Origin of the sequence: Curtobacterium sp. ODYSSEY 48 V2 (assembly GCF_023712625.1) — a bacterium.
GTDB lineage: Bacteria > Actinomycetota > Actinomycetes > Actinomycetales > Microbacteriaceae > Curtobacterium.
On record NZ_JAMAXX010000010.1, the window covers coordinates 39,018 to 64,412 of the forward strand.

The window sequence follows — 25,395 nt, forward strand, 5'->3', positions numbered from 1 at the left end:
GTCCTACGATGACGGCGTGGACGACGACGACCTGGTGCTCCCCGACGCAGCCGCCTGGCGTGCCTGGCTCGACGAGCACGAGGACGATCCCGACGGCGTCTGGCTGGTGCTCGCCAAGAAGGGCACGACGGAGCCGACGTCGCTGACGTACGACCAGGCGCTCGACGAGGCCCTGTGCTCGGGGTGGATCGACGGGCAGAAGCGCGGCCGGGACACGGCGACCTTCCGGCAGCGCTTCACCCCGCGCCGCCGGGCGTCGCTCTGGTCCCAGCGCAACATCGGGCTCGTCGCGGCACTCGAGGACGCCGGCCGCATGCGCCCACGCGGTCGCGCCGAGGTCGACCGCGCGAAGGGCGACGGACGGTGGGACCGCGCCTACGCCGGAGCGGCGACCGCCACCGTGCCCGACGATCTGCGGGCCGCGCTCGACGCCGCACCCGCTGCGGCCGCGCTGTTCGCCGAGCTCGACGCGACGAACCGGTACGCCGTGCTGCACCGGGTCGTCACGGCACCGAGCGTCTCCGCACGGGCGAACCGGATCGCGAAGCTCGTCGCCGGGCTCGCGACCGGCGAGACGCCGTACCCACGCCCGGGTCGTTGACCAGGGCCCCCGCGCTGCCCGTCGCACGCGCCAGGGGGACACCGATCCAGCAACGGGTCACTCCACGGGCGTAGACCGGGGTCATGACCACTGGTACCGACACCACGAACCGTCCTGCCGCCGCCTCGGGCACGTTCCGCATCGGCGGTGACCTCGAGGTCCACCGCCTGGGCTACGGCACCATGCAGCTCACCGGCCCGGGCGTCTGGGGGCCGCCGAAGGACCACGACGAGGCCGTCCGTGTCCTCAAGCGCGCGGTCGACCTCGGCGTCGACTTCTTCGACACGGCCGACTCCTACGGCCCGTACGTCGCCGAGGAGCTGCTCCGTGAAGCCCTGCACCCCTACGGCGACGACATCGTCATCGCGACCAAGGCCGGCCTGACCCGCACCGGCCCGAACGAGTGGCCGCCGGTCGGCCGCCCGGAGTACCTCCGCCAGGAGGCCGAGATGAGCCTCCGCCGCCTCGGCCTCGAGCGCATCGACCTGTTCCAGCTGCACCGCATCGACCCGAAGGTCCCGCTCGAGGACCAGATCGGCGAGCTGAAGAAGCTGCAGGACGAGGGCAAGATCCGCCACATCGGCCTGTCCGAGGTCTCCGTCGACGACGTGAAGGCCGCGCAGGAGCACGCCGAGATCGTCACCGTCCAGAACCTCTACAACCTGCAGAAGCGCGACGCCGAGGAGCTCCTCGACTGGTCCGAGGAGCAGGGCATCGGCTTCATCCCGTGGTTCCCGCTCGCGACCGGTGGGCTGACCGGCGAGGACTCGCCGCTCACCGAGATCGCGCAGCGCAAGGGCGCCACGCCGGCACAGCTCGCGCTCGCGTGGCTGCTGAAGCGCTCGCCCGTGATGCTGCCGATCCCGGGCACCTCGAGCGTCGACCACCTCGAGGACAACATGCAGGGCGCGACGATCGAGCTCACGGACGAGGAGTTCGCTGAGCTGTCGAAGCTGGGGGAGTGACCCCACCAGGCACCGGACGGGAGGCCCGTGGCGACACCGCCACGGGCCTCCCGTCACGTCTCGTGACCACTTCGTGACCCGTCCGGGCTTGTCGGGGGCTACCCGGTATGTGCATACTCGGTATGTCCGAGACGGACCGAGACGGGGGAGTCACGATGAGCGTCAAGATGGGCGTACTCGCGCTGCTGGTGGGAGGACCCGGGTACGGGTACCAGCTCCGGGGGGAGTTCGAGCACCGCACCGGGGGGAGCTGGCCGCTCAACATCGGCCAGGTCTACACGACGCTCGACCGTCTCGAACGGGACGGACTCGTGGCCCGCGGCGACGCCGACGACGACGGACACGTCGTCTACACGGCGACCGACGCGGGCCGCGACGAGGTCGCACGCTGGTTCAGCGAGCCGGTACCCGCGAAGCGCGGTCGCGACGAGCTCGCGATCAAGTTCGCGCTCGCCGTCACGGTCCCCGGCATCGACGTCCCTCGACTGGTGCAGGTGCAGCGCGCCTCGGCGATGCGCGCACTGCAGGACCTGACGCGGTTGAAGCGCTCCGCCGACCCGTCGGAGGACCTGGCGTGGTCCCTCGTCCTCGAGTCGATGGTCTTCCAGGCCGAGGCCGAGGTCCGGTGGCTCGACCACGTGGAGAGCTCCGTCGCGCGGTACATGCCGTCGGCGGCACATGTACCGAAGGCACCGGTCGAGTCCATCGCCGACACGGCCCACGAGGGCGTCCGATGAGCGCCGCCGACACCGAGGCGCTCCTCGCCCTGGATGCCGTCAGCGTCCAGTACGGCTCCGGTGAAAGGTCCGTAACCGCACTGGCGGGTGTCGACCTGACGATCCGACGAGGAGAGATGGTCGCCGTGATGGGGACCTCCGGGTCCGGCAAGTCGACCCTCCTCGCGTGTGCCGGAACGCTGCTGCCGCCCACCAGCGGCGAGGTGCGCATCGGCGGCGAGTGGGTCTCCGACCGCCCGGCGCGGGAGCTCGCGGCGCTGCGCCGGCGCCTCGTGGGGTTCGTGTTCCAGGACTTCAACCTCATCCCGTCCCTCACGGCGGTCGAGAACGTCGCCCTCCCGCTCGAGCTCGACGGGTGGAAGGCGAGCAAGGCCCGCCGCGCGGCCGAACTCGCGCTCGAGAACGTCGAGCTCGGTGACCGCGCCGACGCCTTCCCCGACGACCTGTCCGGCGGGCAGCAGCAACGCGTCGCCATCGCCCGTGGCGTCGTCGGTGACCGGCGACTGGTGCTGGCGGACGAGCCGACCGGTGCGCTCGACTCGCAGACCGGCGAGGTGGTGCTCCGGATGCTCCGCCGGCACGTCGACAACGGAGCGGGTGCCCTGCTCGTGACGCACGACGCACGGCACGCCGCCTGGGCGGACCGGGTCGTCTTCCTGCGCGACGGTCGGGTCGTCGACGAGACGGTCTACGCCGGCGTCGAGTCGCTCGTCGGCCGAGCAGCCTCGTGAGGCTCTGGCCGGCGCTCCGACTCGGTCGCCGCCTGGCCTTCGCGAAGACCGGCCGCGCGGTGCTGATCGTGTCGCTCATCGGCATCCCCACCGCGGGGTTCGCGGCGGCGGCCGTGGTCATCCAGTCCACACTGCCCACCGTGCAGGAGCAACTCCGGTACGACCTCGGCCACGCAGCCGCCCAGATGCGCCTGTCCGGCCCGGACCTGCCCGGGATGCGGCAGGACCCCCTGCAGTGGCAGCTGACCGACTCGGCGCGGGACAGCCCGGTGACGAGGGCGGACGAGGACTCCCCCTGGGCCGACCTGCTCGACCACGTGCCGGCGGGAGCCGAGGCGATCCCGGTCCGGACCACGCAGGTCGTCGTCGCCGGCCCGGGGGTGCCCGTCGCCGTCTCCGCGGACGAGGGAGCGACGTGGTCGCCCGACCTCGACGGACACTGGCACGTGCTGTCCGGCCGTGCACCGACCTCCCCCGACCAGGCGATGGTGACCCCCGCGACGCTCGAGCGCCTCCACCTGTCCGTCGGCGACACACTGACGGTGACCGATCCGGTCCGCGAGCGGTTCACCGTCACGGGCACCATGCGCGACGCCGCCTCAGGCCCGGGTGCCCAGGGGGTGTTCCTGCCGCCCGGGTCCCTGCCGGCCGAGCTCCCGTACTCCGTGCAGCGGGGTGGGTCGGACACGACCGTGTTCCTGCCCGAGGTCGCCCCGACGTGGTCGGAGATCCGCGCGCTCAACGCGCACGGGATCGTCGTCGAGTCCCGTCCGGTCGTGCTCGACCCGCCGGCGGACCGACTCGAGGGCGTCCCGACCGAGATGACCGTGAACGCGTACCTCGGTGCCCTGGCGCTGATCGGGGTGTTCGCCGCCTTCGAGGTCGCACTGCTCGCCGGTGCCGCGTTCCTGGTCGGCACCCGGGCGGACACCCGCACGTACGCGATCGTCACGAGCCTCGGCGGTGAGCGCGGCTTCGTGCGGGCGGTCGTCGCCGGCTCCGGGCTGGTGCTCGGTCTCGTCGGCGCCGTGCTCGGGACGGCCCTGGGCACCGGGATCGGTGTGCTGGCGTTCCACCTGCTCGACGACGGCAACGTCGGGACCTGGCCGGGGCTGCACGTGCCGGCACTCGCCCTCGTCACGATCGCGGCGGTCGCCGTCGTCGCCGGGCTCGTGGCGGCCCTGGTCGCGGCACGTGCAGCGACCAGGATCGACGTCCTCGCGGCCCTCCGCGGGTCCCTGCGCCCCGCTGCACCCCGTCCCCGGGCGGAACGGCGGCGGCGGACCTGGGTCCCCGTGCTGGTCGTCAGCGGGACGGCGATGACACTAGCGTGCGGCGTCGGCGTGCTCCTGCTCAACGACCGACCCGTGCAGCAGGACCGGTGGGCCGTGCTCGCCGGCGTCGGGGTCGCGCTCGGGCCGTGCCTGGTGCAGCTCGGTGTGGCCCTCGCGTCGCCGTGGGTCCTGGCCGGCGTCGCACGGCTCTCGGCGCGCCTCGGTCTGTCCGCCCGGATCGCCGCGCGGGACGCTCGACGCAACCCGGTCCGCACGGTCCCGGTGCTCGCGAGCGTGATGAGCGTCGTGTTCGTCGCCTCGGTCGTGATCACGTGGAGCGCCTCGGAGCACGCCCGCTTCGTCCGGGGGTACGAGTACACGACCGCCGTCGGGGTCGCGACCGCGAACGTCTCGCTGACCGACCGCGACGAGTACAGCGACGGGTACGACGCCGCGGTCACCGACCGGGCCGCGCACGTGCTCTCCGGAGCGTTGGACGGCGTCCGGCTGCACGTGCTCGCCGTGAACCGCGAGGATCCGGGGAAGGATCCGACCACGATCACCACGCCGCACGACTTCGTGCAGCGGGACTGCCAGACGTACGACACGACCGGTTGCGCCGAGTTCCTGCAGAGCGTCGGGAGCGGCGAGCCGCACATCGCGGCGGGGACGGTCGACGACTACGCCCTGCTCACCGGGCACCGTCCGTCCCCCGAGGTCCGACGGGCGCTCGAGGACGGCGAGGCCGTGTCGCTCTGGCCCGAGTACGTCCGCGACGGAGCGGTCCGCATCGACACCTTCCGGAACCGCACGATCGACGACACCGCGCAGCTCGAGGACACCCGCCCCGATGCCTCGACGACGATCCCGGCCGTCGTCGACGTGCAGACGCCACGGATCAAGGTCGGGGTCTTCATGACCCGGGACACGGCAGCGGCCCACGGGGTCCCGCTGGTCGACGGCCTGCTCGCGATGCACCTGCCGCAGGACCTGACCCCGGCGCAGTACGACGCGCTGTCGTCCGCGTGGCAGAGCGGTGGCGGCGCTGACCGGGAACGGTGGGGTGGTCCGGGCTTCGCCTACGAGCGCGGTCCGGTCGACGACCAGGCCGCCGTGCAGGCCCTCGTCCTCGCACTGGCCGCCGCCGTCACGATCGGTGCCACCGCCGTCGCGGTCGGGCTCGCCCGCTCCGACGGACGCCGGGACGACGAGGTGCTCGACGCGATCGGGGCGGAACCGGTCCTGCGGCGCCGCGTGTCGGCGTGGCAGGCGGCGATCCTCACCACGGTCGGCGCGGTCGTCGGCACGCTGCTCGGGTTGCTGCCGATCCGGGCGCTCACCCTGCGGTTCGACGGCGGCCCGACGGGGACCACGCACCTGCCGTTCGTGGCGGACTGGCCGGTGCTGGCGCTGCTCGCCCTCGGCCTCCCGCTCGTCGTGACGGCGGGCACCTGGGCGACCGCCGGACGCAGCTCCCGCCCGGTGGTGCGCCGTGCCCCGTGAGCCCGAACCTGAGAACGGCCGCGAGGACCCTCAGCGACGCTGCGCGTTCCCCAGGTCTGGGGCCTGGTCCCGGCGGGCGATCCGGAGGATACCTGTACCCGTGACCCGCACCACCCGTCTCGCCGTCGTCGCGAGCATCGTCTCCGCAGTCTGCCTCGTCGGGGCCGGCGTCTTCGTCGTCGCCGCACCCCACACGGCGAGCGCCGAGGACCGCCCCGTCGCCGCAGCAGCCGACACCCGCGTCGAACGCGGCACCACGGACCTCGCTCGTCCGAGCACGCCGGACCAGGTGGTCTCCGGAGCGCTCAGCACCCCCGCGCTGCCGGACGCCGTGCCGTTCGCGTACGCCGGCGACTCGATCACCGCCCGACCCGACTCGTGGCTGCACCAGCTGGAGTCCGACGACCGGCTGCGCGCCGTCGGCGGCTACGCGCACAGCGGGTACCGTGCCGACCAGGTCCTCGCGGAGATCGGTCCGGTCCCGCAGGCGCGCGTGCTCGTGGTCGAGGTCGGCACGAACGACGTCAACCAGGCCGTCCCGCTCGACCGGACGATCGCCGGTGTGGACGCGATCGTCCGCAAGGTCGGTGCGGCGCGGGTCCTCGTCGTCGCCGGTCCGCCGTCCGACTGGACGTGGAGCCGGTGGGGTGCCGACCGTCGCTCGGGTCAGATCGTCCTGACCGATGCGCTGCACGCTGATGCCGACGCCCACGGGTGGGCGTTCGTCGACCCGTTCCGCTCGCTCCGGGCGGCCGACGGGGCCTACGTGGCGGGGACGACGCCGGACGGCATCCACCCGACGGCCGAGGCGAACCGTTCGGTCGCCGCGGCGATGGCCGACGCGATCGAGCGCACCGCGCGCTGACGCTGCCGGCTCGGGCGCAGCGACGCACCGTGCGGCGGACGGGAGGCCCGTGGCGATCCCGCCACGGGCCTCCTCGCAGGCTCGGTCGGCGCGGCCCGCGTGACGCTGGCGCGTCACCGCTCAGCGGGCCGCGCCCGTCCGTCGTCGCTCACTCCGGCAGCGGCTCGGCGTAGGTGCGGAAGTCCCCGCGCTCGGTGTGGATGCTCCAGAGCCGCTCGGCGACCGCGGCCGACGAGTGGTCGTCCTGTCCGTCGTCGATGCCGAACGGGATGATCAGCTGACCGACGTGCACGTGCTCGTCGGCCACCGCGTCGTGGAGGAGCTGCGCGTAGGCGCTCTCGCCCGCGAACGCGACCGACGTGCCCGTCACCCGGGCGCCGGGTCGGACCGCGCTGCCGCCGTTGACGAAGAGGATCGTGCCCGTCCCGATCGCCCGCATGCCCGGGAGCACCTGGCGCACGGCGTTCACCGAGCCGTAGACCGAGAACTCGACCGGGCCGACCAGGTCCTCGGCGGTGGTCTCGAGCACCGGGCGCATGTACTCCTTCGCGGGCAGCGGGCTGTACTGCAGCACCTCGATCGGGCCGAGCTGTTCGGTGGCGGCCTCGAGCGCGGCGCGGAGCGAGTCCCCGTCGCGGACGTTCGCGGCGAAGCCCTGCGCGCGGTACCCCGACGACCGGAGCTCGGCGGCGAGCGCGTCGAGCCGGTCCTGGTTGCGGGAGATCAGGGCGACGTCGAAGCCCTCGCGGCCGAAGCGGTCCGCGACGGCGAGCCCGAGGCCCTTGCCGGCGCCGACGATGGCGATGGTGGTCATGCGGTGGTCCTTCCGTGGGTGTGGCGCCGACGGTAGGCCGCCCCGCGCAGCGGTGAGGGGCTCCGCCGGGAACCCCCAGCCGTTTCCCGACGGGGCCGTGTGGACTCGGGGCACGACCCGGGAGGATCACCGTGGACACCACCCGCACACGCCGCAGCCGCCGCACCTGGTCCGCCCTCGGGCTGGCCGCCGTGGCAGCCCTCGGCCTGACCGCCTGTTCGGACGACCGCGCGCCGACCGGTCCGGGCGACCCCGCCGGGCAGGGCAGCACCGCGAGCCCGCCCGCCGACCTCGCTGCCGGCCAGCTGGCGCCGGACGGCCGGACCACGGACGTCGTCTCGGGCCTCGAGGCGCCGTGGTCGGTGGTCCCCGTCGGCGACGACGGCGACGCGTTCGTCAGCGAGCGGGACTCGGCGCGCGTGCTCGAACTCCGGGCGGACGGGTCGACGCGGGAGGTCGGGACCGTCGACGGGGTCCGGCACGGCGGCGAGGGCGGACTCCTCGGCCTCGCCCTGCACGACGGAGACCTGTTCGTCTACTCGACCGCCGACGACGGCAACCGGATCCAGCGGTACGACCTGACCGGGGACACCGGCTCGTACCGGCTCGGTGTGGCGACGACGGTGATCGACGGGCTGCCCGCGAACACCTTCCACGACGGCGGGCGCATCGCGTTCGGCCCCGACGACATGCTCTACGCGAGCGTCGGCGACGCGGGGCAGCGGTCCGAGGCGCAGGACCGCGATTCCCTGGCGGGCAAGATCCTGCGGCTGACCCCGGACGGCCAGGTACCCGACGACAACCCGTTCGACGGTTCGCCCGTGTGGTCGCTCGGGCACCGGAACGTGCAGGGCATGGGTTGGGCCGAGGACGGCACGATGTTCGCCGCGGAGTTCGGGGAGAACCGCTGGGACGAGCTCAACGTCATCGAGCCGGGGGCGAACCACGGGTGGCCCGAGGTCGAGGGCACCGGCGGCGAGGACCGCGGGTTCGTCGACCCGGTGCAGCAGTGGTCGACGGACGAGGCCTCGCCGAGCGGGCTGACCGTGATCGGCGACACCGCGTTCGTCGCGAACCTCAAGGGGGAGTCCGTCCGCGCCGTCCCGGTCTCCGACCCGTCGAGCTCGACGGTGTACTTCCAGGGCGAGCACGGGCGCATCCGCACGGTGCTGCCCGGCCCCGGCGACACCCTCTGGTTCGTGACGAACAACACCGACGGCCGCGGCGACCCACGCGACGGCGACGACCGGATCCTGTCCGTGCCGCTCACCGAGGCGGACTGAGGACCGAGCGCCCGGGCTGACGTCGGCGCGCCGCGGGATCAGGGGCGGAACGACTCCGGCACGTCGAGGTCGCCGTGCTCCGCCTGCCACCGCAGCGCATCGCGCACCGTCGCCGACGCCGTGTACGCCGGTGCGTACCCGAGGACACGCCGCGGCTTCTCGGTGCTGAACACCTGGCTGCGGGACAGGTGCTCCCAGCTCGCGTCGGCGTGCTCCGGATCCGTGGTCTGCCGGAACCGGTCCCAGTCGACGGACTCGAGCCGTGCCTCCCGGCCGGCCCACGACGCGACCAGGTGGGCGTACCCGCGCACCGTGAGCGCCGTCGGGGCGGTCGCGAAGAAGTCCTGCCCGGCGGCGGCGTCCCGCTGCTCGACCGCGAGCTGGAACAGCTGCGCGACGTCGTCGGCGTGCACGTGGGCCATCGACTCCGCGCCGAGGCCCGGGACCTCGACGACCTCGCCCGCGGCGAGCCGTTCGACCACCGTGGGGTCGAGGTTGCCGAGCGGACCGATCGGCATCCAGCCCGGACCGCTGATGTGCCCGGGGTGGATCGACGTCGTGACGACCCCGCCGTCGGCGGTCTCCTGCAGGAGCATCCGGGCGATGGCGTCCTTCTGCGTGCCGTACTCGCCGAAGGGCGGCGTGGCGGTCTCCTCGGTGATCGGCAGGACGTGCGAGACGCCGGCGCGCCAGATCGACCCGCAGTGGACCAGGTGGGTCCGGCTGCCGCGGAGCGCCCGGACGAGCTGCTCGGCCGACCCGAGCGTGAAGCAGACGAGGTCGACCACGGCGTCGGCGCCGAGAGCGGCGATCCGGTCGCCGAACGTGCCGTCCCGGTCCTCCTGCTCGCGGTCGGCGGTGATCCGCTCGACCTGCTCCCACTCGGGAGCCTCCGCGTACGGGCTGCTGGTGCCGCGCGTCACGACCCTGACGCGATGCCCGGCGCGCACGAGGCGGGGGACCAGGAAGGTGCCGATGTGGCCGGTGGCTCCGATGACGACGATGTCCATGCGGGCCACGCTAGGCGCGCGTCCCCGTGTGCGGCAGGCCCTGCCGGTGCTCCCCGGCGGACGGGACGGCGACGGACCGGACACCGGACGGACGGGAGGCGCGTGGCGGGTCCGCCACGTGCCTCCCGTCCGGTGTCGGTCCGGTCAGGACCCGCTGACCACCTTGACGGAGCCGGCGATGACCGCCGCGTCCTCGGCGAGCGCGCCGACCGGGTCGGGCAGGCCGGAGCTGCTGAGGAGCTTGCGGGCGGCCCACCCGGCGAAGCTGCCGACGATCGCGCCGACGCCTCCGAGGATCGCGCCCTCGAGTCGGAGGTCCCGCCGACCGGTCGTCCCGAGCGCCGCACCCGCGAACGCACCGGCACCGATGCGGCCGACCAGGCCGAGCGGCGAGATGCGGGCGGGGGCCTTCGGGGACTTGTCGCCGACGAGCTCGCCGATGGCGGACGCGACGAGCAGGCCGCGGCCGAGCGGCGAGCTGAAGGCCTTCCACTGCTGCCAGTCGCCCTTGACGGCCTTGTTGTCGTGGTTCAGCGCGAGGACGGCCAGCGGGGTGCTGCTCCGTCCACCGCTGAGGAACCCGAGTGCCAGAGTGCGGACCAGGGTGTGCTGCTCGTCGTGCTTGCTCATCGGTTCTCCCGTCGTGTCGCACCGGACGGTACTCGCCGGGCGCTGGGGGACGGACCCGCTCCCGCCGCTTCCGAGCCGCACCGCGTACCGTCCGGGCCATGAGCAACGTCATCCTGTTCGGCGGCCACGGCAAGGTCGCGCTCCTCGCCACCCGGATCCTCACCGAGCGCGGACACCGCGTGACCTCCGTGATCCGCGACCCCGACCAGCAGGACGAGGTGCGCGCCCACGGCGGCGAGCCCCGGGTCGCCGACGTGCAGGAGCAGTCGCTCACCGACTTCGCCGATCTGGTCCGCGGGCACGACGCCGTCGTCTGGTCGGCCGGTGCCGGCGGCGGTTCGGCAAACCGCACCTGGGCGATCGACCGCGACGCCGCCGTCCTGTCCGTGCAGGGCGCCGCGCAGGCCGGGGTCGACCGCTACGTGATGGTCTCGTGGTCCGGGTCGAAGCTCGACCACGGGATCCCCCAGGACCAGGACTTCTTCGCGTACGCGCAGTCCAAGATGATCGCCGATGCCGTGCTCCGGGACTCCGGGCTGCAGTGGACGGTCGTCGCGCCGAGCACCCTGACCGACGACGAGCCGACCGGCTCGGTCGACTGGGACGGCTCGGCGTCGCAGGTCCCGCGCGGTGACGTGGCCCACGTGGTCGCGGACGTGCTCGAGGACCCGTCGACGGCCGGTCGGACCATCCGCTTCAACGGCGGCGACACGGCGATCGCCGACTTCCTCCGGGGCTGACCGCGTGGCGGACGCCCCCCGGTCGCTCACACTGGAGATCGGGGACCACGAGCTGGTCATCGGGCTCGTGCGGCGCGTCCACCTCCGACGGATCGGGGGCCCCGTCACCGAAACGTCGCGAGACTTCTGACCACCGGGACGAACGGACCAGTCCATGCACGCTCTCCTCGTCCGCATCCGGGAGTCCTTCTGGTTCCTGCCGGCCGTGCTCGGTGTGGTGGCGATCGTCGCCGCGCAGCTGCTCGTCACCCTCGACCGCGAGGTCCTCGACGGGCGGGTCCCCGCGGTGCCGTTCCTCGACGCGCTGAGCGCCGGGGGCGGTCGGTCGATCCTGACGACGATCGGCACGGCGATGCTCACGGTCGCCGGGACGTCGTTCTCGATCACGATCTCGGTCCTCGCCACCACGTCCTCGACGTACGGCCCGCGGCTCGTGCGGAACTTCACGGCCGACCGGGCGAACCAGCTCGTGCTCGCGGCGTTCACGTCGACGTTCCTCTACGCGATGGTCGTGCTGCGGACGGTGCACACCGACGTCGACGACGGCGACCCGTTCGTCCCCGTCGTCGCGATCCACGTCGCGGTCCTGCTCGCCGTGCTCGACGTGGGCGTGCTCGTCTTCTTCATCCACCACATCGCGTCGAGCACGCAGATCACGTCGCTGCAGCGGCAGGTGCAGACCGACCTGCGTGCAGCGGTCGACGAGGCCTACCGGGACGGCGACGACGATCGACGGACGATCGCCCCCGTCGTCGTGCCCGAGGACGGGTGGTCCGCGGTCCGGGCTGCGGCCGACGGCTACGTGCAGTCGGTGGAGTGGCGGGCCCTGACGGCCTGGGCGGGCCGCAACGACCGTCTCGTCGACGTCGTCGCGACCCCGGGCCGGTACGTGATCCAGGGCGACGTCGTCGTCCGGGTCCGCGCGGACGGGGGCAGCAGGCCGACGGTCGACGCCGCCACCGCTCGGACGCTGCGCGCCGCGGTGGTCCTCGGCACCGCCAGGACGCCCGTGCAGGACGTCGAGTTCGCCCTGCAGCAGCTGGTCGAGATCGCCGTCCGCGGGCTCGCTTCCGGCTCGAACGACCCGTACACCGCGGTCAGCGCCCTGGACATGGCGACGCCGGTCCTGGTGCCGCTCTGGCGGGACCGGGCGGCCGTCACGGCGCTGCTCGGCCCGGAGGGAGCGCCGCGCGTCCTGCAGCACTGGCCGGCACCGGAGGACCTCGTGGCGGGCCTCTTCGCGACCGTCGGCCACTACGGCGCCGGGCAGCCGCTCGTCGAGCGTGCCGCCGACCGGCTGGCCGGTCGGCTCGAGCAGCAGGCGTCCCAGCGGCGGCGCGGACTCGTCGCGACGATGCGTGCGCGGACCGTCGACCCCGGCCAGGACAGCCCCGCCTGAACGGTTCCACAGCACATCAGGCACCATGGACGGATGGCCACCACCAGACCACCCGCAACCGCATCCGATCAACTCCGGCCCGGTGAGCCGGTCCGCACCACCCCCCAGCTCGCTCGTTGGGTCTTCTGGCCGGCCGCCGTGATCGTGCTCGGCTTCGTCGCCTGGACCCTCATCGCGCCGTCGTCCGCCGAGGCCGTGTTCACCGCACTGCAGAGCGGGATCGTCCGCAACTTCAGCTGGTACTACGTGCTCATCGCGGCGTTCTTCGTCGGGTTCTCCCTGTTCGTCGGCTTCTCGAGGTACGGCGACATCAAGCTCGGCAAGGACCAGGACGAACCCGAGTTCTCCACCGGCTCGTGGTTCGCCCTGCTCTTCGCTGCGGGCATGGGCATCGGCCTCGTCTTCTACGGTGTCTCCGAGCCGCTCAGTCACTTCGCCTCGCCCCGGCCCGGTGTCACGGGCACCGAGAACCAGCTCGCCCAGCAGGCGATGACCCAGACCTTCCTGCACTGGGGCCTGCACGCCTGGGCCATCTACGTCGTCCTCGGCCTCGCCCTGGCGTACGCGATCCACCGCAGGGGCCGCCCGGTCTCGATCCGCTGGGCACTCGAACCGCTGCTCGGCAACCGCGTCCGCGGCGGGTGGGGCAACCTCATCGACGTGATCGCCCTGATCGGCACGCTGTTCGGTGTCGCGACCTCGCTCGGCCTCGGTGTCATCCAGATCGGTGCCGGCCTCGAGAGCGCGGGCCTCGCCGAGAGCAGCACCGTCAGCCAGATCGCGATCATCGCGGTCATCACCGCCGTGACGATCGTCTCCCTGGTCACCGGTGTGACCAAGGGCATGAAGATCCTCTCGAACTTCAACCTCATCCTCGCGGCGGCACTGCTGCTCTTCATCCTGATCGTCGGCCCCACGCAGTTCCTGCTCCGCGACTTCGTCCAGTCGATCGGCGCCTACCTGCAGAACGTGGTCGGCCTGTCCTTCAACGTCACCGCGCAGCAGGGCGCCGCGGGCGAGGAGTGGCAGGGCGCCTGGACCACGTTCTACTGGGGCTGGTGGATGTCGTGGGCCCCCTTCGTGGGCATCTTCATCGCCCGGATCTCGCGCGGTCGCACCGTCCGTGAGTTCGTCTTCGGCGTGCTGCTCGTGCCGACCGCCCTCACCTTCCTCTGGTTCGCCGTCCTCGGCGGTGCCGCGATCCACCAGGAGACCGACGGTGCCGGCGGCCTCGTCGGCGCGGACGGCTCCGTCGACGTCGAGGGATCGCTCTTCACGCTGCTCGCCGACCTGCCCGCGGGCGTCGTGCTGACGTTCGGCGCGATCCTGCTCATCGGTGTGTTCTTCGTGACGTCCTCGGACTCGGGGTCGCTCGTCATGGCGATGATCGCCTCGGGCGGTGACATCGAGCCGAAGAACTGGCTCCGCGTCTTCTTCGCGGTCGTCGCCGCCCTGCTCGCCGTCGCGCTGCTGCTGACCGGCGGGCTGAACGCGTTGAAGACCGCGGCGATCACCACGGCACTCCCGTTCAGCGTCGTGCTGCTCATGGTCTGCTGGTCCACCGTGATCGCCTTCAACCGGGAACGCCGGGCGTACGACAAGGCGGAGCGCGAGGTCCTGCTCGAGCACGTCGGCGCGTACTACGGTCTCGAGGTCGACGCACCGGAGCAGCGGCAGTCCGGTCGCCCCTGGGACCTGGTGCGCCGGATCCGCGGCGGCCGTGGGCGTTCCGCGTCGGCCGTCGGCGAGGTCAGCACCTCGCCGGACGCCTTCCCGGTGCACACGCAGACCGTCTCGCCGGACCCCGGCATCGACGCGACCCTCGACCCGGCGCCGGCGGACACGTCCGCCGACCGCCCGGAGGAGCGCCCCGGCTCCTGACGCGACCCGGTGACGGACGGGAGGCGCGGTGCCGGCTGGCACCGCGCCTCCCGTCCGTCCGTGCGCCGTACGCCGCACGGCCCGGGCAGCTCGTCGCACTGTCTGCTGGTGGCACGGGGGACCGGGGTGTAAAACTGGGGGCATGACAGTTGCAGCAGGGATGCACCACGCGCGGTCGACGCGGCTCGACCTGCGGGAACTCGTGCAGGAACTGAACGCGGCTCTCGGCCCGACACTCGTAGCTGCCGCCACCGGGAGCAAGGACCGCAAGCTCCCGCTGAAGTGGGCCAAGTCCGACGGTCCTCGCCCGGGGAACGACTTCGAGCGGCGACTCCGGCTGCTCTCTCGCACGTGGAACGCGATCGCGGAGCACGAGGGTGCGCACGTCGCCCGCGCTTGGTTCATCGGCGCCAATCCGTTCCTCGAGGAGCGCACTCCACTGACCGCCGTCCGTGAGGACGACGCTGCGCAGCTCGGGCGAGCAGTGCAGTCGTTCATGGAGGGCACCGCGGACACGTGACGAGCCGAGGGCCACGCACCTGCACGACGACGGGGCTCCGACTCCTTCCTGCTCGGAGCGACACCGGGTACCGCATCGCGAAGAGCAACTACCCGCCGGTGTCCGCACCGACTCGAGGTCGGCACGGCGACCACGCTGCAACGGAACGCTCGAGCTGGGGTCGCTACGACGCCGCCGGTACGGAGACCTACTACACGGCCGAACTCCGCACCGGTGCATTCGCCGAGGTGCTCGCGGCGTTCAAGATCCCCCTCGGGACGGGCAGCGCGCTCGAGGTGGATGCTGCTGCTGTCGGGCTGACCCTCGAGGAGTTCCTCGCCGATGTCGCCGCCGACTGGGACGAACGGTCGTTCATGCAGACCGGAACCCTCCCACGATCGTGGCGCGATGACCGGACGGTCCTCTCGCTGGAGCACCCGAGCACCGGTTGGTTCGTCGACGTCGAGCACCCCGACACCCTGAGCGCCGTCGAACCCAGTCTCCGGTCGCACCTGCTCGTCGGCGGTTGGGCGTCGTTCACCACAGCCACCCTCCGATCGGACGACCGATCGGTGACCACCGCCGTCGCCGACCTCGTGCACGACGCCGTGCTCGACGATCAGACCCGTCCGCTCGGCATCCACTTCGGGAGCAAGCACGGCGAATCCTGGTGCCGGGCGACCTGGCTCGACAGGACTCGGGAACTGTCCGTGGTGTCCAGCCAGGCCATCGGACTCGGCGACCCCGACTTCCGTACGGCGACGCACCGATTCGGCCTTCGAGCCTTCTGACGTCAGGAGTTCCCCGGAGACCGTCCCGGTCCGGCGGCGACCAGGTGACGGACGGGAGGCGCGGTGCCGGCTGGCACCGCGCCTCCCGTCCGTCTGCGGTCGCCCTCGGCGAACACGGCGGACATGTCCGCGGGCGCTGCCTAGGTTCAGGGCATGACCGGTGCACCCGTCCTCGTCTTCGTCCACGGCGCCCTCGTGAGCGACGGCGCCTGGTGGTGGCGCCCCACCGCTGACCTGCTCCGCGAACGGACCGGCGTCCCCAGCACGGCCGTCGCCCTGCCGTCGTGCGGGGAGACGGACGCCGCCGGGGGTGACCTGCAGGCCGACGCCGCCGCACTCCGTGCCGTGCTCGACCAGCACGACGACGTCGTGCTGGTCGGGCACTCGTACGGCGGCACGGTGATCGCCGAGGCCGGCTCCCACCCCTCGATCCGCCACCTGGTGCTCGTGTCGAGCTACACACCGCCGGTCGGAGCGTCGCAGGGATCGATCATGTCCGAGGAGCCGGACCCGGTGACGGTGCGGGTCGAGGACGGCCGGGTCGCACTCGACGGGTACGACCCGGCGTCCTTCGGCGCCCGCTTCCTGCAGGACGCCGACGAGGCGACCCAGCGCGCGGCCTTCGACCGGACGACGAGCCAGGCCGCCGAGGCGTTCGGCTCCCCGACCACACGGCGCGGGTGGGCCGACGTCGACTCCACTGCGCTGGTCTGCCTCGACGACCGCAGCACCACGGCGGCCCTGCAGCGCGATCACGCATCCAGGGCGACGCGTGCCGTCGAGCTGCCGACAGGCCACCACCCGTTCGTCACTCGTCCGGACCTGGTGGTCGACGTGCTGGAACCGCTCCTGACCTGAGCGGTCCTGTCAGCCCAGCTGCGCCGCGAGCACGTCCGGCGTCTGCTGGAGCGACGCCTTGACCATCGCGCTCCACTCGTCGACGACGACCTCCGCGAGCCCCTGCTCGACCCCGTCGAGCGACGCGCGTGCGACGTCGGCCGGGTCGGTCATGTGGCCGTCGTACCCGGCCATCATGTCGGTGTCGGCCGCGCCGAGGTGCAGCCCCTGGACCGTGATCCCGGCGTCGCGCAGCTCGAGCCGGACCGCGTTCGTCATGTTCCACTCCGCGGCCTTCGCCACCCCGTAGGCACCTGACCCCGGGTACGCGAACCAGGAGAGCGCGGAGAGCACGTTGACCACCGCGCCACCACCGTTGCGCTCGATGACCGGTGCGAAGGCCCGCAGCATCGACAGGGTGCCCCAGAGGTGGGTGTCGAGCAGCCGGTGCGCGTCGGCGAGGTCGTCGCGCAGGAGCGAGCCGGTCCCGGCGATCCCGGCGTTGTTGACGAGCAGCGTGACGTCCTGCGCGGCGGCAGCCGCAGCGGCGACCGACGTCTCGTCGGTGATGTCGAGCGGCAGCACCTCGACGCCGTCGATGTCGACGAGCTCGGGGCGGCGAGCGGTCGCGTAGACCTTCGACGCGCCGCGCTCGAGCAGCTGGGTGACGAAGCGGCGGCCGATGCCCCGGTTCGACCCGGTGACGAGTGCGACGGATCCGGCGATGTCCATGGTGTCCTCCTGCCTGGCGGGTCCTTCCCGCTGCGGCTCGGCTACGGTAGGACCTCACATCGGTGTCAGGTGCAAGTGTGGATCGGAGACGACGTGCGGATCGGTGACCTCGCTGCGGCGACGGGTGCGAGCGTGCGCTCGCTGCGGTACTACGAGGAGCAGGGGTTGCTCAGCGCGGAGCGGACCGCGGGTGGCCAGCGGTCCTACGCGGCGGCGTCCGTCGAACGGGTGCAGCTCGTGCAGCAGCTCTTCGCCGCCGGACTCCCGAGCCGGACCATCGTGCAGCTGCTGCCGTGCGTCGACGCGGGGGTGGCGACGCCGGAGTCCTTCGCGCTGCTGGTCGCCGAGCGCGACCGGATCACCGCACAGCTCGCGGAGCTCGAGGCCGCCCGCGACCGGCTCGACGAGGTCATCGCGATCACCGAGCACCCGACGCCCGAGCACTGCCCGGCGCTCCGGGAGCACGCCGCCGCGGCCTGAGGGACGCCGACGCTGTCGGTGGCCCCGCCTAGCGTGAGGGCATGCCCGAGGGTGACTCCGTCCACCGCTTGGCAGCTCGACTCCGTGCCGTCGACGGGGCCCTGGTCGCCCGCGGCGAGCTCCGCGGCGGCGCCGACGCCGGCACCCCGCTCGGCGGCCGGCGCATCGTCGCCCACGCCACGCACGGCAAGCACCTGCTCACCCGGTTCGACGACGGCACGACGCTCCACACCCACATGCGGATGACCGGTTCGTGGACCACGACGGGTGCGGGGAAGCGGCTGCCGGTCCGCGCCGCGCAGGACGCCCGGGTGCGCATGGCCCTCGACGACGGACGGACGGTGTGGGGGATCGCGCTGCCCGTGGTCGAGCTGCTCCCCACCCGCGACGAGCACCTGGCGGTCGGGTACCTCGGCCCGGACCTGCTCCACGACGACTTCGACCGCGACGAGGCCGTCCGACGCTGCACGGCCGACCCGGACCTGCCCGTGCGCACGGTCCTGCTCGACCAGCGGCGCGTGGCCGGGCTCGGCAACCTCTGGGCGAACGAGCTCGGCTTCGTCCGCGGGCTGCACCCGGACCGGCCGATCGGCACGGTCGACGTCGGGACCCTGCTCGACACCGCGCAGCGGATGCTCCGCCACTCGGCGACGACACCGGACGCCCACCAGGTGACGACGGGGGTGCTCCGTCGTGGGGAGCGCCACTGGGTCGTCGGGCGGGCCGGTCGGCCGTGCCTGCGCTGCGGCACGCGGGTGCGCGCCCGCGACGACGTCGAGGTGGTCGGCTCCGCGCCCCGACGCGTCTGGTGGTGTCCCCGCTGTCAGCCCGCGGCGATCGGGCTCGCCGGGACCGCCGCGGGCTGACCGTCAGCGATGCCCCGGGCGACCTGCTCGGGCGTGCGTCCGACGGTCGACACGACCTCGGCGGCGTCGTGCAGCCAGCCGTCCGCCGCCTCGGCGTACGGGGCGAGGCGGCTCATCCGGAAGGTCGAGTAGCCGACGACGGCGTCGTCCTCGATCCGTCGGCGCAGGGTGTCCTGGTCGGCGTGCAGGACGACGTGCCGCACCGGGATCCCGTGCTGCGCGAACCCGTCGGCGATCTCCCGCCAGTAGGCCTCGACCAGCACGGTCTGCGGCATGACGAGGGTGCCGCCGACCTGGTCGAGCACCCGCCGCGCGGTCTCGACGACGAGGGGGCGCCACGGGGCCCAGTGCTGGAAGTCCCCGTGGTCGGGCAGCGCCGGTCGGACGTCCATCAGGACCTCGCCGATCTTCTCCGGGTCGAGCACGTGGGCGTCGGGCAGCATCGGCTGCAGCAGGCGGGCCGTCGTCGTCTTGCCGGCCCCGTGGGTGCCGTTGATCCACACGATCACCCCGCGGACGCTACCGCACCGACCCGCTCGGGTGGGTCACGATCTGGACGCGCCACGGGACGGACGGGAGGCACGGTGCCGGCCCGCCACGGGCCTCCCGTCCGCCGCCGGGCCCGTCCGTTCACCTCGGTGCGGCAGGATGACCCCACCCCGTCCCGACGACCCCCGGAGTCACCGTGCCCGACCAGAAGCCCGCCGTCCTGTTCGTCTGCGTCCACAACGCCGGCCGCTCGCAGATGGCAGCCGGGTGGCTCCGGCACCTCGGCGGCGACCGTGTCGACGTCTTCTCCGCCGGGTCGGAGCCCGCCGACCGCATCAACGCCGTCGCGGTGCAGGCGATGGCCGAGGAGGGCATCGACATCGCGGGGGAGCAGCCCGCCGTCCTGACCACCGACGCGGTGCGCCAGGCGGACGTCGTCGTGACGATGGGCTGTGGGGACGCGTGCCCGGTCTTCCCGGGCAAGCGCTACGAGGACTGGGCGCTCACCGACCCGGCCGGCCTGCCGATCGACCAGGTGCGCCCGGTGCGCGACGACGTCCGCCGCCGGGTCGAGGCCCTGCTCGCCGAGCTGCTCTGAACCAGCGCCGCGACCGCTCGGTCAGACCAGCGCGGCGATCCCGAGCAGGAGCAGCGCGAGGAGCGGCAGCGCGCCCTGCGTGGTGGCGGCACGGCGCTTCGTCGCGTCGCTCGTGAACAGCACCAGCGCGGCGGCCAGCATGCTCCCGGTGCCGGCGACGACGAGCGTCAGGCCGACGGCGGTGCCGCCCGACGCGACGACGACGATGCCGACCAGGACGAGCACGGCGAGGAACAGGTTGTAGAAGCCCTGGTTGAACGCGAGCGAGCGTGTGGCGGCGGCCTCCTGCTCGGAGGTGCCGAAGGTGTTCCGCGCACGCGGGGTGGTCCAGAGGACGGACTCGAGCACGAAGATCCAGACGTGCAGGAGCGCGGCGAGGGCGGCGAGCACCAGGGCGACGACGGTCATGCCCAGACCCTACGACGTCCGGTCAGCGACGTCGCGTGGCCCGGCGTCGCACGAGCCCGAGCGCCGCTGCCGCGAGCAGGCCGCCGATCACCGCGCCGATGCCGTTCGTGACCAGGTCGCTCGTGTCGCAGGCCCGGCCGATGCCGAGCACGAACGCCTGCACCGCCTCGATGCCGGCGGACAGGCCGATGCCGGCAGCCGCCGTCAGCAGTGGCCGGCTGGTGCGCAGCCCGGCCAGGAACACCACCGGGACGAGGACGCCGGAGGCGAGCCACGGCACCTCGACGAGCAGGGTGGAGAGCAGGGGTCAGGTCCTTCGGTGCGCAGGGAGCGGGAGCTCGTGCGCCGCGTCCCAGGGCTCCGTCCAGCCGAGCCGGTCGAAGAGCGCGTCGAGCAGCATCGCCGTGAACCCCCAGAGCGTGTGCACGCCGTGGTCCGACCGTACCGTGAAGGCCGGCCCCCGCCACTCCCGGCCGCCGCGGCGGAGGACGGTCACCCCGCGGTTCGCCGGGTCGAGCAGGTCGGCCACGGGCGTCCGGAAGACGGCGGCGGACTCCCGTTCGTCGACGACCCGCACGGGCGTCGGTTCGCGCCACCACCCGAGCACGGGCCGCACCAGGTGGTTCGAGTGCGCGAGCGGTACGGCGGGCAGTGCGCCGAGGACCTCGACACCGGACGGGTCGAGCCCGGTCTCCTCGCGGGCCTCCCGCAGAGCCGCAGCGGGCGCGTCGACGTCGTCCGGGTCGATGCGCCCGCCGGGGAACGCGATCTCGCCCGGGTGCGAGCGGAGGGTCGAGGCGCGGGCGAGCAGCAGGACGTCGAGGTCACGGTGCACGGCGTCGGCGACGGCGGGGCGCGTGCTCGGGGTGCGGTCGAGCACTCCGAAGAGCATGAGCACGGCCGCCGCCCGGGGGTCCGGCGTGCTCGGCATCGCGGGCACGAGCGGGACGGCGTCGGGACCGGCGACGGCGGCGAGCGCCGCGCGGGCAGCGTCGGCCGGCGGGACCTGCGCCGCCCGGGTCACCGCCGTGTGCCGTCCTCGTCCGTGCCGTGCCCGACCGTGCCGTGCTCGCCCGAGTCGTGCCCGGCGGTGTCGTCCTCGACGTCCGGTCCCGCGGCGGGGACACCGTTCCGACGGGCCAGCAGGGCGCGGACGCCGACGACGCCGGCGAACACGACGACGACCAGCGCGACGATCAGCAGCAGGATCGTGTGGTGTCGGTGGTCGACCGGGGCGGCGGCCGCCTGGGTCGCCGACACCTCGTCGGAGGTGCCGGACGCGGCGTCCGCCGTCGCCGTCGCGGTCGGCGCTGCGGAGGACGCAGCAGCGGTCGGGGTCGGCGTCTCCGCGATGCCCGAGGTCGTCGAGGAGTCGAGCGCTGCCGGGCCGCTCGACGCGAACCGGTACTCGCCGGAGATCGGGTGCCCGTCGACGGAGACGCTCCGCCACCGCACCGAGTACGACCCCGCTTCGGAGATGTCGAGGTCCTTGCCGATGGTGTTGCCCTCGACCGTGACCTCGCCGGACGTGTGCTCGGCGTCCTGGGCGTCGGTGACGCTGATCACGATGCCGGTCTGCAGGCCGTTGAGCGGCGGCTCGGAGAGGGTCAGGGTGATGCGGTCCAGGTCACCCGCGACCGTCACGTCGGCCACCGGGTCGGACGCGACCAGCACGTCGTGGGCCGATGCCGGCCCGGCGACGAACAGGACGGGCGCGAGCGCTGCGACGAGGACGGTGGCGAGGAGGGGTCGGAGACGCACGGGTGCCTTTCGACGAGGGCGGACCCGGCTGGTACCGGACGCCCCGAGCGTACCCGGGGCGTCCGGCAGAGCGGCCCGGTCAGCCCTTGCTGACGAACTGCACGTCGGACGAGCCGAGCTGCAGCTGCTCCTCGATGCCCTGCTGGTCCGTCGAGCCCCAGCGCTCCGCGATCCTGCCGTCGACGAACTTCGACACCTGGATGCCACGGACGGTGAACGAGCGTCCGGTCGGCTCGTGCCCCTGGAACGGACCCGTGTGCGTGCCGTGGATCGTGAACACCGCGGTGACGAAGTCGTCGGTGACGATCAGCGGGTCGGCCTCGAGCGTGACGTCGGGGAACGCCGTCGTGAACTCCGTCCAGAAGTCGACGATGCCGGCGAGTCCGGGCGCCTGCCCGGGTGCGGGGTCGTGGTCGACGACGTCCTCGTGCCAGGCCTCGTGCATGCGACCCCAGTCGCGGGCCTCGAGGATCCCGCCGAGCTTCTCCTGCGTGGCGGCGTTCGCGTCCTTGGTCATGTGGGTTCCTCCCGTGGTCGGACGGTGAGGGTCATGGCTACGCCGGAGACCCCGGAACGACCCGAGTGTCCGAGGGACACGCTGTCCGATCGGCGAACGACGGTGGCGACGGACGGGAGGAACGTGGCGACCCCGCCACGCTCCTCCCGTCCGTCCGCCGACCGGTCAGCGGTCGGTCCCGCGCTGGATCTCGACGTCGCCCGCCACCGCCGTGAACCGGTACTGCTGCGCGGCACCGGGATCGGTACCGAGCTCGTTGTCGACGTCGCCGACGGTGGCCTCGGCGGTGATCCGGTAGTCGCCGTCCGGCAGGCTGACCACCTGGTCGCCCGACGTCGTCTCGACCGTGATGCTCCGCGGCGCCGCAGCGAGGGTGAGCTGCACGTCGCCCGAGGTCGCCTCGACGGCGAGGGCGTCCGCCCGCCCGTCGAGCGTGACGTCACCGGCGGTGCTCGTCAGTGCGACGTCACCCCAGCTGCCAGCGAGCAGCACGTCGCCGGCGGTGGCGTCGACCTCGACCGGGACGTCCGCGGCGTCCTCAGGCACCCGCACGGTCAGGTGGGCGCCCTGTCGGACCCCGACGGAGAGGTCGACGATGCTCCACGCCGGACCGGACACCGTGAGGTCGAGCACCCCGTCGCGGACCGCGTGCCGTTCACGGAGTCGGGTGTCACCGGCGACGAAGACGACCTCCGTGCGGTCCACGTCGACCCGCTCGACGCGGACGTCGGTGGCTCCGGTCTCGATCCGGATGCGGTCGAAGGACTCGTCGACGGCACTCGTCCGTGAGTGGTCCTGCCGGTCGCTGGCGGCGACGGACTGCACCACGACGACGGCGAGCAGTGCGACGAGCAGCACGGAGCCGACCACGAGCAGGACGGTCCGCAGGGTGCGGGGACGTCGGGGAGCCGGCGGGGGCGTGGAGCTGGTGGGCGGGGCGATGGTCGTCACGGGGATCTCGTTCCTTCGGGTGCTGGTGCGGGGTGGGCGGGCGGGGCGGGTGCGCGGTCAGCGTCCCCGGCCGGCGGCCTCGGACAGGTAGCGGAGCACGGCGAGCACGCGGCGGTTGCCGGTGCCCTCGGCCGGGACGCCGAGCTTCGTGAACACGGCGGAGACGTGCTTCTCGACCGAGCTCTCGGTGATGTGCATCGCAGCGGCGACCGCGCTGTTCGACCGACCCTCGGCCATGAGCTGCAAGACCTGGAGCTCCCGCGGGGACAGGGTGTCGATGCCGTCCGTGCGGCGCGAGCGGGCGAGGATCTGCGCGACCACCTCGGGGTCGAACACGGTGCCACCCGAACCGACCCGCGCGACGTCACCGAGGAACTCGTCGACCTCGACCACGCGGTCCTTGAGCAGGTACCCGAGTCCTGCGGTGTCGCTCGTGATGAGGTCGGCCGCGTAGCGCTCCTCGACGTACTGGGAGAGCACGAGCACCGCGACCCCGGGGTGCTGCGCGCGGATGAGGACCGCGGCGCGCACCCCCTCGTCGGTGGAGGTCGGGGGCATCCGCACGTCGACGATCGCCAGGTCGGGGCGGTCGGCGGCGACGGCGTCGAGGAGGGCGGGAGCGGTGTCGACGGCCGCCGTCACCTCGTGCCCGGCGTCGGTCAGCAGGCGGACGAGTCCGGCCCGCAGGAGGACGGCGTCCTCGGCGATCACGATGCGCACGGGAGCTCCACGGTCACTCGGGTCGGGCCGCCGACGGGGCTCTCGGTCAGCAGGGTGCCGCCGGCGGCGCGGACGCGGTCGCGCATCCCGCTCAGTCCGCCGCCGGGGTGACCGTCGGTGCCGGCGCCACCGACCCCGTCGTCCCACACGACGGTCCGGACACCGCCGGGCACCTGGTCGACGGTGACGGCGCACCGCGTGGCACCGGAGTGCTTCGCGACGTTCGTCAACGCCTCGGCGACGGCGAAGTAGAGGACCGCCTCGACCTCGGGCCGCGGTCGACCGGTGAGCACCACGTCGACGGTCGTCGGGACGGCGTTGCGTGCGGCCACGGCGGACAGCGCGGCGTCGAGCCCCCGGTCGGTGAGGATCGCCGGGTGGATGCCTCGGGCGAGCTGTCGGAGCTCGGTGATCGAGTCCTTCGCGTCGCGGTGCGCCTGGTCGAGGAGCTCCCGGGTGGCCGCGGGGTCGCTGTCGAAGCGCGACCGGGCCATGCCGAGGGTCATCGCGAGCGCCACGAGCCGGGGCTGGACGCCGTCGTGCAGGTCGCGCTCGATGCGGAGTCGTTCGGTGGTCGCGGCGTCGACCGCACCCTGCCGGGCGTCGGCGAGGGCGTGGATGCGGTCCTGCAGCGCCGCGGTCCGGCTGGAGCCGAGGAGCAGCGGTGCGAGCGCCCGGTCGAGACTGCCGGCGCCCCACACGTAGAGCACGGTCACCACGAGGAGCACCACGCTCGCCGTGACACCACCGGCCGTGCCACCGGGGAGCAGTCCCGGCAGGGGACCGGATCGAGCCGTCGTCACGATGAACGGAGCGAGCGTCACGAGCGAGAGGAACCCCCACCCGAGGACGGTGGACACCAGGTGGTGCGCCAGCGCCCGCCAGGTCACCGGGTCGGCGAGGTCGACGAACGCCTGCACCACGGGACGCCAGAGCCCGGTCGTGCGGGTCGTCCGGCGGATCGGCCGTGGGATCTCGACGTCGCGGAGGGCCGCGGCGCGGCGGCGCTCGAGCTCGGCGGCCCACCGGGCCGTCAGGGTCGTGGCCACCAGCAGGAGCACCCCGACCCCGGCGGCGGGGATGCTGCCGATCGAGGTGGCGAGGAACGTGACGAGGAGGACGGTCCAGACGAGGCCGAGGAACGCGTCGAGGAGGAGGTCCACGGCGGAGCTCCAGAGGGCGATCGCTTTCTGCACGGCTTCACAGTAGGGGCGGACGCGAGCACCGCTCGACGGTGGTGACCGCACGATCGGGTGGGGGTTTCCCCCACCCGCCCACGGACGGACGGGAGGCGCGCGGCGACCCCGTCACGC

Annotated in this window: 29 protein-coding genes; 16 read left to right on the plus strand and 13 right to left on the minus strand. The window is 73.3% G+C overall.

Features of this window, described 5'->3' with window-relative positions; genetic code table 11:
- The first annotated feature begins 16 nt into the window (after positions 1-16).
- From M3666_RS14695 to M3666_RS14720, 6 genes are all read left to right on the plus strand, one after another.
- Positions 17-601: a YdeI family protein gene (locus M3666_RS14695; protein WP_066657359.1), complete on the plus strand. Its 585-nt coding sequence runs from the start codon at positions 17-19 to the stop codon at positions 599-601.
- A gap of 83 nt (positions 602-684) precedes the next feature.
- Positions 685-1,566 carry an aldo/keto reductase gene (locus tag M3666_RS14700; RefSeq protein ID WP_251155606.1) on the plus strand — a complete coding sequence of 294 codons (882 nt, stop codon included), beginning with the start codon at positions 685-687 and terminating at the stop codon, positions 1,564-1,566.
- 155 nt (positions 1,567-1,721) lie between these two features.
- On the plus strand, positions 1,722-2,303 hold the full coding sequence (locus tag M3666_RS14705) for a PadR family transcriptional regulator (RefSeq protein ID WP_251155607.1): 582 nt from the start codon (positions 1,722-1,724) through the stop codon (positions 2,301-2,303).
- The gene (locus M3666_RS14710) at positions 2,300-3,034 is read left to right on the plus strand and encodes an ABC transporter ATP-binding protein (RefSeq protein WP_251155608.1); all 735 of its coding nucleotides are present in this window, start codon (positions 2,300-2,302) and stop codon (positions 3,032-3,034) included. Before M3666_RS14705 ends, M3666_RS14710 begins: the two co-directional genes overlap by 4 nt.
- Positions 3,031-5,811: an FtsX-like permease family protein gene (locus M3666_RS14715; protein WP_251155609.1), complete on the plus strand. Its 2,781-nt coding sequence runs from the start codon at positions 3,031-3,033 to the stop codon at positions 5,809-5,811. The genes M3666_RS14710 and M3666_RS14715 overlap by 4 nt, the downstream gene beginning before the upstream one ends.
- A gap of 100 nt (positions 5,812-5,911) precedes the next feature.
- Entirely contained in the window at positions 5,912-6,676 is a 765-nt protein-coding gene (locus M3666_RS14720) for an SGNH/GDSL hydrolase family protein (protein ID WP_251155610.1), read from the plus strand.
- A 148-nt stretch (positions 6,677-6,824) separates the two neighbouring features.
- Here M3666_RS14720 and M3666_RS14725 read toward each other — a convergent pair whose 3' ends face one another.
- Entirely contained in the window at positions 6,825-7,490 is a 666-nt protein-coding gene (locus M3666_RS14725) for an SDR family oxidoreductase (RefSeq protein ID WP_251155611.1), read from the minus strand.
- Positions 7,491-7,621: 131 nt separating this feature from the next.
- Here M3666_RS14725 and M3666_RS14730 point away from each other — a divergent pair, with 131 nt between their 5' ends.
- Positions 7,622-8,773 carry a PQQ-dependent sugar dehydrogenase gene (locus tag M3666_RS14730; RefSeq protein WP_251155612.1) on the plus strand — a complete coding sequence of 384 codons (1,152 nt, stop codon included), beginning with the start codon at positions 7,622-7,624 and terminating at the stop codon, positions 8,771-8,773.
- 38 nt (positions 8,774-8,811) lie between these two features.
- Here the strand turns inward: M3666_RS14730 and M3666_RS14735 are convergent, their stop codons facing one another.
- Positions 8,812-9,783, minus strand: coding sequence for an NAD(P)-dependent oxidoreductase (locus M3666_RS14735; RefSeq protein ID WP_209684822.1), 972 nt, complete (start codon positions 9,781-9,783; stop codon positions 8,812-8,814).
- A 144-nt stretch (positions 9,784-9,927) separates the two neighbouring features.
- A complete protein-coding gene (locus tag M3666_RS14740; protein WP_066657411.1) occupies positions 9,928-10,413 on the minus strand; it encodes a DUF4126 family protein in 486 nt (161 codons plus the stop codon).
- A 98-nt stretch (positions 10,414-10,511) separates the two neighbouring features.
- Between M3666_RS14740 and M3666_RS14745 the strand changes: the two genes are divergently transcribed.
- The 6 genes from M3666_RS14745 (at position 10,512) to M3666_RS14770 (ending at position 16,581) form a co-directional block, all read left to right on the plus strand.
- Positions 10,512-11,153: an SDR family oxidoreductase gene (locus M3666_RS14745; protein ID WP_251155613.1), complete on the plus strand. Its 642-nt coding sequence runs from the start codon at positions 10,512-10,514 to the stop codon at positions 11,151-11,153.
- A 154-nt stretch (positions 11,154-11,307) separates the two neighbouring features.
- Complete coding sequence (locus tag M3666_RS14750; protein WP_209684821.1) at positions 11,308-12,552, plus strand: DUF2254 domain-containing protein; 1,245 nt, start codon at positions 11,308-11,310, stop codon at positions 12,550-12,552.
- A gap of 33 nt (positions 12,553-12,585) precedes the next feature.
- Positions 12,586-14,433: a BCCT family transporter gene (locus tag M3666_RS14755; protein ID WP_251155614.1), complete on the plus strand. Its 1,848-nt coding sequence runs from the start codon at positions 12,586-12,588 to the stop codon at positions 14,431-14,433.
- 142 nt (positions 14,434-14,575) lie between these two features.
- Positions 14,576-14,953 (plus strand): hypothetical protein, encoded by a 378-nt coding sequence (locus M3666_RS14760; protein WP_251155615.1) that lies wholly within the window; start codon positions 14,576-14,578, stop codon positions 14,951-14,953.
- Positions 14,950-15,723 (plus strand): RES domain-containing protein, encoded by a 774-nt coding sequence (locus M3666_RS14765; protein WP_251155616.1) that lies wholly within the window; start codon positions 14,950-14,952, stop codon positions 15,721-15,723. Before M3666_RS14760 ends, M3666_RS14765 begins: the two co-directional genes overlap by 4 nt.
- A gap of 153 nt (positions 15,724-15,876) precedes the next feature.
- Positions 15,877-16,581, plus strand: coding sequence for an alpha/beta fold hydrolase (locus tag M3666_RS14770; RefSeq protein ID WP_251155617.1), 705 nt, complete (start codon positions 15,877-15,879; stop codon positions 16,579-16,581).
- Between the two features lie 9 nt (positions 16,582-16,590).
- Here M3666_RS14770 and M3666_RS14775 read toward each other — a convergent pair whose 3' ends face one another.
- Positions 16,591-17,292, minus strand: coding sequence for an SDR family oxidoreductase (locus M3666_RS14775; RefSeq protein ID WP_209684819.1), 702 nt, complete (start codon positions 17,290-17,292; stop codon positions 16,591-16,593).
- Between the two features lie 93 nt (positions 17,293-17,385).
- Between M3666_RS14775 and M3666_RS14780 the strand changes: the two genes are divergently transcribed.
- Positions 17,386-17,772, plus strand: a complete 387-nt coding sequence (locus M3666_RS14780) for a MerR family transcriptional regulator (RefSeq protein WP_251155618.1) — start codon at positions 17,386-17,388, stop codon at positions 17,770-17,772.
- A gap of 41 nt (positions 17,773-17,813) precedes the next feature.
- Positions 17,814-18,638 (plus strand): DNA-formamidopyrimidine glycosylase family protein, encoded by an 825-nt coding sequence (locus tag M3666_RS14785; protein ID WP_209684818.1) that lies wholly within the window; start codon positions 17,814-17,816, stop codon positions 18,636-18,638.
- Here the strand turns inward: M3666_RS14785 and M3666_RS14790 are convergent.
- Positions 18,596-19,147, minus strand: a complete 552-nt coding sequence (locus M3666_RS14790; protein ID WP_209684817.1) for an AAA family ATPase — start codon at positions 19,145-19,147, stop codon at positions 18,596-18,598. The two genes, M3666_RS14785 and M3666_RS14790, sit on opposite strands and share 43 nt — an antisense overlap.
- A 176-nt stretch (positions 19,148-19,323) precedes the next feature.
- On the opposite strand from M3666_RS14790, the gene M3666_RS14795 reads away from it, so the two are divergent.
- Positions 19,324-19,725, plus strand: coding sequence for an arsenate reductase ArsC (locus tag M3666_RS14795; protein WP_209684816.1), 402 nt, complete (start codon positions 19,324-19,326; stop codon positions 19,723-19,725).
- Between the two features lie 21 nt (positions 19,726-19,746).
- Here M3666_RS14795 and M3666_RS14800 read toward each other — a convergent pair whose 3' ends face one another.
- The 8 genes from M3666_RS14800 to M3666_RS17180 form a co-directional block, all read right to left on the minus strand.
- The gene (locus M3666_RS14800) at positions 19,747-20,133 is read right to left on the minus strand and encodes a DUF1304 domain-containing protein (protein ID WP_209684815.1); all 387 of its coding nucleotides are present in this window, start codon (positions 20,131-20,133) and stop codon (positions 19,747-19,749) included.
- A gap of 22 nt (positions 20,134-20,155) precedes the next feature.
- Positions 20,156-20,413 (minus strand): VanZ family protein, encoded by a 258-nt coding sequence (locus M3666_RS14805; protein ID WP_251155619.1) that lies wholly within the window; start codon positions 20,411-20,413, stop codon positions 20,156-20,158.
- Positions 20,414-20,440: 27 nt separating this feature from the next.
- Positions 20,441-21,157, minus strand: a complete 717-nt coding sequence (locus tag M3666_RS14810) for a CoA pyrophosphatase (RefSeq protein WP_374109593.1) — start codon at positions 21,155-21,157, stop codon at positions 20,441-20,443.
- A complete protein-coding gene (locus tag M3666_RS14815) occupies positions 21,154-21,894 on the minus strand; it encodes a copper resistance CopC family protein (RefSeq protein ID WP_251155620.1) in 741 nt (246 codons plus the stop codon). The genes M3666_RS14810 and M3666_RS14815 overlap by 4 nt, the downstream gene beginning before the upstream one ends.
- 79 nt (positions 21,895-21,973) lie before the next feature.
- Positions 21,974-22,411, minus strand: coding sequence for an ester cyclase (locus M3666_RS14820; RefSeq protein ID WP_066657448.1), 438 nt, complete (start codon positions 22,409-22,411; stop codon positions 21,974-21,976).
- A 165-nt stretch (positions 22,412-22,576) separates the two neighbouring features.
- A complete protein-coding gene (locus M3666_RS14825; protein WP_251155621.1) occupies positions 22,577-23,362 on the minus strand; it encodes a DUF4097 family beta strand repeat-containing protein in 786 nt (261 codons plus the stop codon).
- 57 nt (positions 23,363-23,419) lie between these two features.
- Entirely contained in the window at positions 23,420-24,082 is a 663-nt protein-coding gene (locus M3666_RS14830; RefSeq protein WP_209684806.1) for a response regulator transcription factor, read from the minus strand.
- Complete coding sequence (locus tag M3666_RS17180) at positions 24,070-25,278, minus strand: sensor histidine kinase (protein ID WP_251155622.1); 1,209 nt, start codon at positions 25,276-25,278, stop codon at positions 24,070-24,072. The genes M3666_RS14830 and M3666_RS17180 overlap by 13 nt, the downstream gene beginning before the upstream one ends.
- Positions 25,279-25,395 lie beyond the last annotated feature (117 nt).

Coding starts and splice junctions, on each gene's coding strand:
- M3666_RS14700 (WP_251155606.1), top strand. CDS start 685: ATGACCACTGGTACCGACACCACGAACCGTCCTGCCGCCGCCTCGGGC.
- M3666_RS14705 (WP_251155607.1), top strand. CDS start 1,722: ATGAGCGTCAAGATGGGCGTACTCGCGCTGCTGGTGGGAGGACCCGGG.
- M3666_RS14710 (WP_251155608.1), top strand. CDS start 2,300: ATGAGCGCCGCCGACACCGAGGCGCTCCTCGCCCTGGATGCCGTCAGC.
- M3666_RS14725 (WP_251155611.1), bottom strand. CDS start 7,490: ATGACCACCATCGCCATCGTCGGCGCCGGCAAGGGCCTCGGGCTCGCC.
- M3666_RS14735 (WP_209684822.1), bottom strand. CDS start 9,783: ATGGACATCGTCGTCATCGGAGCCACCGGCCACATCGGCACCTTCCTG.
- M3666_RS14740 (WP_066657411.1), bottom strand. CDS start 10,413: ATGAGCAAGCACGACGAGCAGCACACCCTGGTCCGCACTCTGGCACTC.
- M3666_RS14745 (WP_251155613.1), top strand. CDS start 10,512: ATGAGCAACGTCATCCTGTTCGGCGGCCACGGCAAGGTCGCGCTCCTC.
- M3666_RS14750 (WP_209684821.1), top strand. CDS start 11,308: ATGCACGCTCTCCTCGTCCGCATCCGGGAGTCCTTCTGGTTCCTGCCG.
- M3666_RS14755 (WP_251155614.1), top strand. CDS start 12,586: ATGGCCACCACCAGACCACCCGCAACCGCATCCGATCAACTCCGGCCC.
- M3666_RS14760 (WP_251155615.1), top strand. CDS start 14,576: ATGACAGTTGCAGCAGGGATGCACCACGCGCGGTCGACGCGGCTCGAC.
- M3666_RS14770 (WP_251155617.1), top strand. CDS start 15,877: ATGACCGGTGCACCCGTCCTCGTCTTCGTCCACGGCGCCCTCGTGAGC.
- M3666_RS14775 (WP_209684819.1), bottom strand. CDS start 17,292: ATGGACATCGCCGGATCCGTCGCACTCGTCACCGGGTCGAACCGGGGC.
- M3666_RS14785 (WP_209684818.1), top strand. CDS start 17,814: ATGCCCGAGGGTGACTCCGTCCACCGCTTGGCAGCTCGACTCCGTGCC.
- M3666_RS14800 (WP_209684815.1), bottom strand. CDS start 20,133: ATGACCGTCGTCGCCCTGGTGCTCGCCGCCCTCGCCGCGCTCCTGCAC.
- M3666_RS14820 (WP_066657448.1), bottom strand. CDS start 22,411: ATGACCAAGGACGCGAACGCCGCCACGCAGGAGAAGCTCGGCGGGATC.